5 protein-coding genes are annotated in these 8,976 nt (G+C 64.7%); 2 read left to right on the top strand and 3 right to left on the bottom strand.

Features of this window, described 5'->3' with window-relative positions:
- Positions 1 to 333: 333 nt before the first annotated feature.
- Positions 334 to 1,209 (bottom strand): glutathione-dependent disulfide-bond oxidoreductase, encoded by an 876-nt coding sequence (gene yghU / locus IVA80_RS38105; RefSeq protein WP_247440278.1) that lies wholly within the window; start codon positions 1,207 to 1,209, stop codon positions 334 to 336.
- Positions 1,210 to 1,616: 407 nt separating this feature from the next.
- Between yghU and IVA80_RS38100 the strand changes: the two genes are divergently transcribed.
- Together IVA80_RS38100 and IVA80_RS38095 are read left to right on the top strand one after the other, a co-directional pair.
- Entirely contained in the window at positions 1,617 to 2,750 is a 1,134-nt protein-coding gene (locus IVA80_RS38100) for a nitronate monooxygenase (protein WP_247440277.1), read from the top strand.
- A gap of 37 nt (positions 2,751 to 2,787) precedes the next feature.
- Positions 2,788 to 4,314 carry an acetyl-CoA acetyltransferase gene (locus IVA80_RS38095; protein ID WP_247440276.1) on the top strand — a complete coding sequence of 509 codons (1,527 nt, stop codon included), beginning with the start codon at positions 2,788 to 2,790 and terminating at the stop codon, positions 4,312 to 4,314.
- A gap of 97 nt (positions 4,315 to 4,411) precedes the next feature.
- On the opposite strand, the gene IVA80_RS38090 is transcribed toward IVA80_RS38095, so the two are convergent.
- Together IVA80_RS38090 and IVA80_RS38085 are read right to left on the bottom strand one after the other, a co-directional pair.
- Positions 4,412 to 5,608 carry an efflux RND transporter periplasmic adaptor subunit gene (locus IVA80_RS38090; protein WP_247440274.1) on the bottom strand — a complete coding sequence of 399 codons (1,197 nt, stop codon included), beginning with the start codon at positions 5,606 to 5,608 and terminating at the stop codon, positions 4,412 to 4,414.
- Complete coding sequence (locus IVA80_RS38085) at positions 5,595 to 8,774, bottom strand: efflux RND transporter permease subunit (RefSeq protein WP_247440273.1); 3,180 nt, start codon at positions 8,772 to 8,774, stop codon at positions 5,595 to 5,597. Before IVA80_RS38085 ends, IVA80_RS38090 begins: the two co-directional genes overlap by 14 nt.
- Between the last annotated feature and the right edge of the window lie 202 nt (positions 8,775 to 8,976).

Raw genomic sequence — 8,976 nt, 5'->3', positions numbered from 1 at the left:
GTGGGTACGGATCAAACGATCCGACCGGATATGAGGTGATGCAGTGAGCTGCAGAAAACTTCGGAAGCCAATCCTCGCCCGGAACACGGTCGTCGCGCTACGCTACGCATGGCTCCGCGCGCCGCCCTCCTATCGTAAGTCCCTTACCCGGACAGATCGAACAGGCTTGACTTACAAATCCCCATATGAGGGTGGGCAAAGGCGCGCTCTTCGCGCGCCGTGCCCACCGTGATGGTCTTTGCCGAAGATGGTGGGCACGCTTCGCTTTGCCCACCCTACGATCTGCGGATCAGTCGCAGCAAGATTGTGGATTGCGCCTTCGCCCAGGTCGCCTTACGTCACTGGCGCGATCTTGTCCTGGGTCTTCGTCTCGAAATCGCTCGCGTCGTGGCGCTCGTGGAGCTGGCTGGCGGGATCGCCGGAGACGCGGTTGACCATGCGGCCGCGCTTCACGGCCGGACGCTTGGCGATCTGGTCGGTCCAGCGCTGCACGTTCTTGTAGTCCTGCACGGAGAGGAATTCGCCGGCGCCGTAGACCAGCCCCTTGGCGAGCGCGCCGTACCAGGGCCACACCGCCATATCGGCGATGGTGTATTCGCTGCCGGCGAGATATTCGTTGTCGGCGAGCCGGCGGTCGAGCACGTCGAGCTGGCGCTTGGTTTCCATCGCGAAGCGATCGATGGCGTATTCGATCTTGGTCGGCGCATAGGCGTAGAAGTGGCCGAAGCCGCCGCCGAGATAAGGCGCGCTGCCCATCTGCCAGAACAGCCACGACATCGCCTCGGTGCGGGTCTTGATGTCCTTTGGCAGGAAGGCGCCGAACTTTTCCGCAAGGTAAAGGAGGATCGAGCCGGATTCGAACACCCGGATCGGCTGGGGACCGGATCGGTCCATCAGCGCGGGGATTTTGGAATTCGGATTGATGTCGACAAAGCCGCTGCCGAACTGGTCGCCGTTGCCGATCTTGATCAGCCAGGCATCGTATTCGGCGCCCTTGTAGCCGAGCGCCAGCAGCTCCTCCAGCATCACGGTGACCTTGACGCCATTCGGCGTCGCCAGCGAGTAGAGCTGGACGGGATGGCGGCCGACCGGCAGCTCCTTGTCGTGGGTCGGGCCCGCGATCGGCCGGTTGATGCTGGCGAACTGCCCGCCATTCTGCTTATTCCAGGTCCAGACTTTGGGCGGCACGTAGGCGGGGGCATCGGTCATGCAATTTGCTCCGGCGCGAAGATGCGTCTGCATTAATTAGCCCGCAAACGGCCGCTGACAAGGCCCGCCTGATCTGCACGGGACGCGGACCTCAGGCCAGTGCCATGCAGCTTGACCTTGCCGAGGAGGTCCTGGACCAGAGGCCATCTGCCGAACGTCACGTAACAACGCCTCGCTTTTTCTCCTGCTGCCGGTCAGCAATCTTCCGCTCGCGAAAACCCGAGGGGACTATCGGCCACTCCTACTCCGCTCATTTGCGCGACGGAACGGCTCACGCGCAACACGGCGTCTGCACGCAAGATGCGCAGCCAAATCCGGCTTGGCATTGCGGGAGACGATGGGCTAGCGTCGAACGGCCTTCGCTCAAGAGAGCAACAACAGCAACGCGAGGCCGCCGGGAGGGAACGATGAAATCGCCGATCTGCGACATGCTGGGCATCGAGTTCCCGCTGCTCGCCTTCAGTCATTGCCGCGACGTCGTTGCCGCCGTCAGCCGCGCCGGCGGCTTTGGCGTACTCGGCGCCACTGTGCACACGGCTGATACGCTCGAGCGCGAGCTGAAATGGATCGACGAGCATGTCGACGGCAAGCCCTACGGCATCGACGTGCTGATCCCTGAGAATATGTCGACGGCGGGCGAGAAGGACGTCACCTGGAAGAGCCTGGAGGCGCGCGTGCCGCGGGAGCACCGCGACTACACGCGCGACCTCCTGAAGAAGTACGACATCGAGCTGACCGCCGCTGACGTTGCCGACAACCAGCCGCAGCCGTTCGATGCGAAGACGGCGCTGGAGTTGCTTGAAGTGTCCTTCAATCATCCGATCCGCCTGATCGCCAATGCGCTCGGCGTGCCGCCAAAGGCCATGATCGAGATGGGCAAGAAGCATGGCGTGCCGGTTGCCGCCCTCGTCGGCGCCAAGGAGCATGCGCTGCGCCAGGTCGCAGCCGGTGTCGACATCCTGGTCGTGCAGGGCACTGAGGCCGGCGGCCATTGCGGCGAGGTCTCGACCATCGTGCTGGTGCCGGAGGTGATCAAGGCGATCAGGCCGATCCGCGACGTTCCAGTGCTCGCCGCAGGCGGCATCATGACGGGGCGGCAGATGGCCGCCTGCATGGCGATGGGCGCGGCCGGCGCCTGGACTGGCTCTGTGTGGCTTGCGACCGTCGAGGCCGAGACCACGGAGATCTTTCGCGAGAAGATGATCGCGGCGTCCTCGCGCGATGCGATCCGCTCGAAGGGGCGCACCGGCAAACCGGCGCGGCAACTCCGCTCGGTGTGGACGGATGCGTGGGACCGCGCGGCGGAAAGCCCGGGCGCGCTGCCGATGCCGCTGCAAAGCATCATCAGCCGCGACGCCTTCAACTCGATCGATCGCGCGGCGGCGAGCGGCAACGCGAGGGCGCGCGATCTCGTCAGCTATTTCGTCGGCCAGGGCGTCGGGCTGATCGACAGCGTGAAGTCGGCGGGCGCTGTCGTCCAAGAGTTCAAGGAAGAGTTCGCCGAGGCCGTCGAGCACATGAATGCGCTGGTGACGGAGTAGTTGCCATGACGAAACAATTGATATCTTGAATTGAAGCATGACAGATAAGAACAATATCCCCCCAAACCGCATCCCCGTCATCGTCGGCATCGGCGAGATCGTCGACCGACCCAAGGAGATCACCGATGGCCTCGAGCCACTTGATCTGCTCGAACAGGCGCTGCGGCGCGCTGAAGCGGATGCCGGCGCAGAGCTGCTCGGCGAGGTGCAGTCGCTCGACGTCGTCAACTTCCTGAGCTGGCGCTATCGCGATCCCGAGAAGCTGCTGGCACAGCGTCTCGGCGTTGCGCCGTCGCATTGCTATTACGGCCCGGTCGGCGGCGAGAGCCCGATCCGCTACCTCCACGAGGCCGCAAAGCGCATCGCGCGCGGGGAATGCAGCGTGGCCGCGGTCTGCGGGGCGGAGGCGCAATCGACCGCGACCAAGGCGGAGCGCGCTGGGGCAAAGCTGCCGTGGACGCCGTTCGCGCATGATGTCGAGGAGCCCAAGCGCGGCGCGGCGTTCCAGAAGCCGCTGGCGGTGAAGCTCGGCGTGTTCCGTCCCGTCACGGTCTATCCGTTCTATGAAGCAGCATCATCCGCGCATTGGGGCCAGACGCCGCGCGAAGCCATGACAGAGTCCGGCACGCTGTGGTCACGCTATTCCAAGGCCGCCGCGCAAAATCCCAACGCCTGGCTGAAGCGGCGCTATGCGCCGGACGAGATCACGACGCCGACAGCGGACAACCGCCTGATCGCGTGGCCCTACAGCAAGCTGATGGTTGCCAACCCCAGCGTCAACATGGGCGGCGCGCTGTTGCTCACCAGTCTCGCCAAGGCGCGTGCGGCCGGCATCGCGGAGAACAAGCTGGTCTACCCGCTCGGTGGCGCCTCGGCGGAAGAGCCACGCGACTATCTCTTGCGCGACCAGTTCTACGAAAGCCATCCGCAAAATGCGGTGCTCAAAGCCGTGATGGACCTCGCCGGCGGCGACGGAAAAAAATTCGACGCGATCGAGCTCTATAGCTGCTTTCCGTGCGTCCCCAAGATGGCGCGGCGGACGCTGGGCTTGGGCACCGACGTGCAGCCGACGGTGACCGGCGGCCTCACCTTCTTCGGCGCGCCGCTCAACACCTACATGACACACGCGGCCTGCGCGATGGTGCGGCGCCTGCGCGACGGCGCCGAGCTCGGCCTGCTCTATGGCCAGGGCGGCTTCGTCACGAAGCATCATGCATTGGTGGTATCGAAGACGCCGGTGGATCAACCGCTGGCTCAGGAGACGAGCGTGCAAGGAGAAGCCGATCGCAACAAGCGCGCGGTGCCGGAGTTCGTCACCGAGCCGAGCGGCAAGGGCAAGATCGAGAGCTTTACGGTGCTCTACGGCCGCGGCGGCGAGGTCGAGCACGGCGTGGTGATGCTGCGCACGCAAGACGATCGGCGCACGCTGGCGCGAATTCCGGCGAGCGACACGGCGACGCTGGCGCATCTCCTCAACATGAACCGTACCCCGGTCGGCTCGCTCGGTGAGATCGAGATGGCCGCCGATGGCGTGCCGGAGTGGCGGGTGGCGCAGCTTTCGTAGGCTGGGCAAAGGCGCACTTGCCCGTGCCCACCATCCTCTCTGCGATCGCTCAGCTATGGTGGGCACGCTTCGCTTTGCCCACCCTACAGGACCGGAGCTAGCTCTTCGGCGCCTGCTTTTCCGAGGCGGTCGCCGGCTTGGCCTTGGCGCCGACGACGCGGACCGCATCTCCATCGGACAGACCGTCCGGCGGGGCGGTGATGACGCGGTCGTCGGGCGCGATCCCCGAGGCGAGCTCGATCTCGCGGCCGAGGTCACGGGCGATGGTCACCGGCTTGAACAGCACCTTGTCGTCGGGCCCGACGGTTGCGACGCGCAGGCCGCTGCCGTTGAAGATCAGGGCGCTGGCGGGAATGCTGAGCGGCGCGGAATCGCGCTGAAGACTGAGCTTAACGCCGGCGTAACCGCCGGGCATCAGCTCGCCTGACGAATTGTCGAGACCAAGTTGCATGCGCGTCGTGCCGGAGGCGACGTCAACGGCCTGCGAGGAGGCCTCCACTGTCGCCTGGAAGATCCGGTTCGGATATTCCGGCAGCACGATGGTGGCCTTGGCGCCGATCTTGATCGCCGGCACGTAATTCTGGGGCACGTTGACGTAGACGCGCAGCTTGGTGATGTCGGAGACCACGAACATCGCCGGCCCAGAGCCACCGCCCGCGTTGATCAGCGCACCGACATCGGTATCGCGCGCGGTGACAACGCCATCGAATGGAACGGTGATCTTCTTGTAGCCGGCGAGCGCCTCAAGCCGCTCGACATTGGCCTGCCCCGAATGAACGGCGGCGTTCTTGTTGGAGAGATCGGCGGTGCGCTCGTCGATTTCCTGCGCCGAGACGAAGTTGGAGGCCACCAGCGTCTTGCGCCGGTTGAGCGTTGCCTCCGACAGCCTGGCGCTCGCCTGCTGGCTGGCCAGGTCGGCGCGGGCTTGCAGCAGTTGTTGATCGAGGTCCGGCGCCTCGATTTCGGCAATCACCTGACCGGCCTTGACGCGGGCGCCGATGTCGGCGTTCCAGCTCTTCAGGTAGCCCGACACACGCGCGAAAATCGGCGCGCGGTAATAGGCCTCCAACCGGCCCGGCAGGTCGAGGCTGGCGTTGAGAGCCTTGGCGTTGGGGAGCGTCACCGCAACGCTGGGAACGGCCTGGTCATCGGTCCATTCCTTCAGCTTGGAGCCCTGCTCCTCGCGCGCGCGGATGCCGGTGCCCACGACAAGGCCCGCCGCGATCAGCGCCACCACGCCGAAGATGCCCAGTTTCCGGTGCGACACCGGGGAGCGGGGTTCAGTGGGCGACATGCGGAGTCTCCAGGGAGGCGGCGGCTTTGGCGCCTTGCTTCTTGTGTACCATACTGAACACCACGGGAACAAACATCAGCGTGGCGAAAGTTGCAAAGATCAGGCCGCCGATCACGGCGCGGCCCAGCGGCGCATTCTGCTCGCCGCCCTCGCCCAGCCCCAAGGCCATCGGCGCCATGCCGATGATCATGGCGAGCGCGGTCATCAGCACCGGGCGGAACCGGACGAAGCCGGCTTCCAGCGCCGCGGCGATCGGATCGCCGAGCTCCTCGTAGCGCTCGCGGGCGAACGAGATCACGAGCACGCTGTTGGCGGTGGCAACGCCCATGCACATGATGGCGCCGGTCAGCGCCGGCACCGACAGCGTGGTCTCAGTCATGAACAGCATCCAGACGATGCCGGCGAGCGCGGCCGGGAGTGCCGTGATGATCACGAACGGATCGGACCAGGACTGGAAATTCACGACGATCAGGAAATAGATCAGCACGACGGCACCGAGCAAGCCGAACAGAAGGCCGGTGAAGGCGCTGTTCATGGTCTGCACCTGGCCGAGCAGCACCACGGAAGAGCCCTTCGGCACGTCCTTGGCCGTGTCGGCGATCACCTGGCGGATGTCGGCGGCGACCGCGCCGAGATCGCGGCCTGAGGTCGTGGCAAAGATCTGCACCATCGACTGGATGTCATATTGCGACACCACCGCGCTCGAGGTCGAGCGCTTGATATCGGCGATACCGCCGAGGATCGGCGATTGCGGATTGCCGACCGCCGTGATCGGCAGCGTCTGGAGCGCGCTGAGCGAGTCGATCTGGTACTGCGGCGTCTGCATCACGATCGAGTAGGACACGCCGTTGTCCGGGTTGAGATAGTAGGTCGGCGCCACCTGCGAGGAGCCGGCGAGATTGACCACGAGACTGTTGGTGACGTCGCGCTCGGTCAAGCCGACATATTGCGCGCGCGTGCGGTCGACATCGATGTTGAAGGTGGGGTTGTTCGGAGATTGCTGGATGCGCGCATCGGCCACGCCCGGAATCTTGCGAACCTTTGCCAGCAGATTGTTGGCGTAGGCAAAGTTGGCGCTGACATTGGCACCGCGGATCTGCAGGTCGATAGGCGCCGGCGCGCCGAAATTCAGGATCTGGCTGACGATGTCGGCCGGCAGGAACGCGAAGCTGACGCCGGGGAACAGCCGCGGCAGTTGCTCGCGCAGCACACGCACATGCTCCTCCGTCGGCTTGTGGCCCTCTTTCAGCTTGATCTGGATGTCGCCGTCCTGCGGGCCGATCACCCCGGTGTTGTTGTAGGTCATGTTGATGCCGGAGATCGGCATGCCGATGTTGTCGGTCAGCGTCTCGATCTCGCCCGGGATCAGCTTGCGGATCGCCTTTTGCACGTCGGCGAGCTGGTTCGCGGTCTCCTCGACGCGGGTGCCGACCTGGGTGCGGACGTGCATCAGGATATTGCCGGCATCGACCGCGGGGAAGAAGTTGCGCCCGAGGAACGGCACCAGCGCGAACGACGCGCCGACCACGCAGAGGAAGCCGATCACGAACATCGGACGGTACGCGAGCGCGAGCCCGAGGAAGTTATGGTAGCCGCCGCGAATGCGCTCGAAGCGAGCCTCGAAGCCGCGCTGGAACCACACCAGGGGATTGCGCGACTGCGGCGGGCCGTCCTCGTGATGGACATGTGCCTGCAACAGGTAGTTCGCCATGGTCGGCACCAGTGTGCGCGACAACAGGAACGACCAGATCATCGCGAACATCACCGCTTCCGCCATCGGCACGAACAGGAAGCGCGCCACGCCGGTGAGGAAGAACATCGGCACGAAAACGATGCAGATGCAGAGCAGCGAGACGAAGGCCGGCGTCACGATCTGGTTGGCGCCGTCGAGAATCGACTGCTCGACCGGTTTGCCCTGCTCCAGATGGTAGTTGATGTTCTCGATGGTCACGGTGGCATCGTCGACGAGGATGCCGACCGCAAGCGCGAGCCCGCCGAGCGTCATGATGTTCAGCGTCTCGCCGATCGCCGACAGCATGATGATGGCGCCTAGGACGGAGAGCGGAATCGAGACCGCGATGATGACGGTCGAGCGCCAGCTGCCGAGGAACAGCAGGATCATGACGCTGGTCAGCAGCGCCGCGATGACGCCTTCGAAGGCGACGCCTTGAATCGCGCCGCGGACGAACACCGATTGATCGCCGATGAAGCCTATCTTCAGCGCGTCGGGGAGCTGGTCCTTGACGTCGATCACCTTCTGCTTGATGCCGGCGATGATGTCGAGCGTCGAGGTCGCGCCCGCCTTCAGCACCATCATCAGCACCGAGCGATTGCCGTCGACGTGGACGATGTTGGTTTGCGGCGGATTGCCGTCGCGCACGGTTGCGACGTCGCGCACATAGACCATCGCGCCGTTGACGGCCTTGATCGGCAGACTGCCGAGTTCGTCTATCTTCAGCGGCGAGTTGTTGAGCTGGATGTTGTATTCGAACTGGCCGATCTTCTGAGTCCCGACCGGCGTGATCAGGTTCTGCGCAGCAAGCGCGTTGGCGACGTCCTGCCCGGACAGGCCGCGGGCCTGGAGTGCGGTGGGATCGAGGTCGATCTGGACCTGACGCTGCTTGCCGCCGAACGGGTACGGGATCGCTGCGCCGGGCACGGTGACCAGCGGCGTGCGGAGCTGGTTGATGCCGATGTCGGCGAGGTTCTGCTCCGTGAGGCCATCGCCCGACAACGCCACCTGGATGATCGGCACGGTGGAGGCGGAGTAGTTCAAGATCAGAGGCGGCGTCGCGCCCGGCGGCATCTGCTTCAGCAGGGTCTGCGAGATCGCGGTGACCTGCGCGTTGGCGGTCCGGATGTCGACATTGGGCTGGAAGAAGATCTTGATGATGCCGAAACCGTTATAGGAGTTGGCGGCGATATGCTCGATGTCGTTGACGGTCGTCGTCAGCGCGCGCTGGAATGGCGTGGTGATGCGGCCGGACATCTGGTCCGGCGGCAGGCCGGTGTACTGCCAGACCACACCGATCACGGGAATGCGGATGTCGGGAAAAATGTCGGTCGGCGTCCGCAGCGCCGCCAGCGGTCCGATGATCAGGAGCAGGAGCGCGAGCACGACAAACGTGTAGGGTCGGCTCAGGGCAATACGAACCAGAGCAATCATGCGCCAGGCAATTCCAGGTCAAGCGAGGATACGGAATCCGCCCCACGGCGATCCCCCATCCCCTTTACCGGAGCACCGCCGGAAACGCTAATCTGCAGCGACTTTTCAATATTCAATTCCCTGCTACCGCACTGCAAAATCTACATCGCAGCCATGCGCCGCGTGCCGCACGGGGTCGGAGAAGCCGTCGCCAGCACCCAGT

It is taken from the genome of Bradyrhizobium sp. 139 (assembly GCF_023074175.1).
In the GTDB taxonomy this organism is placed as follows: Bacteria; Pseudomonadota; Alphaproteobacteria; order Rhizobiales; family Xanthobacteraceae; genus Bradyrhizobium.
Note: the sequence above shows the minus strand (reverse complement) of the source record. Positions and strands in the feature narration are given on the sequence as shown.

Excerpts from the sequence above, each read along its gene's own strand:
- IVA80_RS38095 (WP_247440276.1), top strand. The coding sequence starts at position 2,788 with ATGACAGATAAGAACAATATCCCCCCAAACCGCATCCCCGTCATCGTC.
- IVA80_RS38100 (WP_247440277.1), top strand. The coding sequence starts at position 1,617 with ATGAAATCGCCGATCTGCGACATGCTGGGCATCGAGTTCCCGCTGCTC.
- yghU (WP_247440278.1), bottom strand. The coding sequence starts at position 1,209 with ATGACCGATGCCCCCGCCTACGTGCCGCCCAAAGTCTGGACCTGGAAT.
- IVA80_RS38090 (WP_247440274.1), bottom strand. The coding sequence starts at position 5,608 with ATGTCGCCCACTGAACCCCGCTCCCCGGTGTCGCACCGGAAACTGGGC.
- IVA80_RS38085 (WP_247440273.1), bottom strand. The coding sequence starts at position 8,774 with ATGATTGCTCTGGTTCGTATTGCCCTGAGCCGACCCTACACGTTTGTC.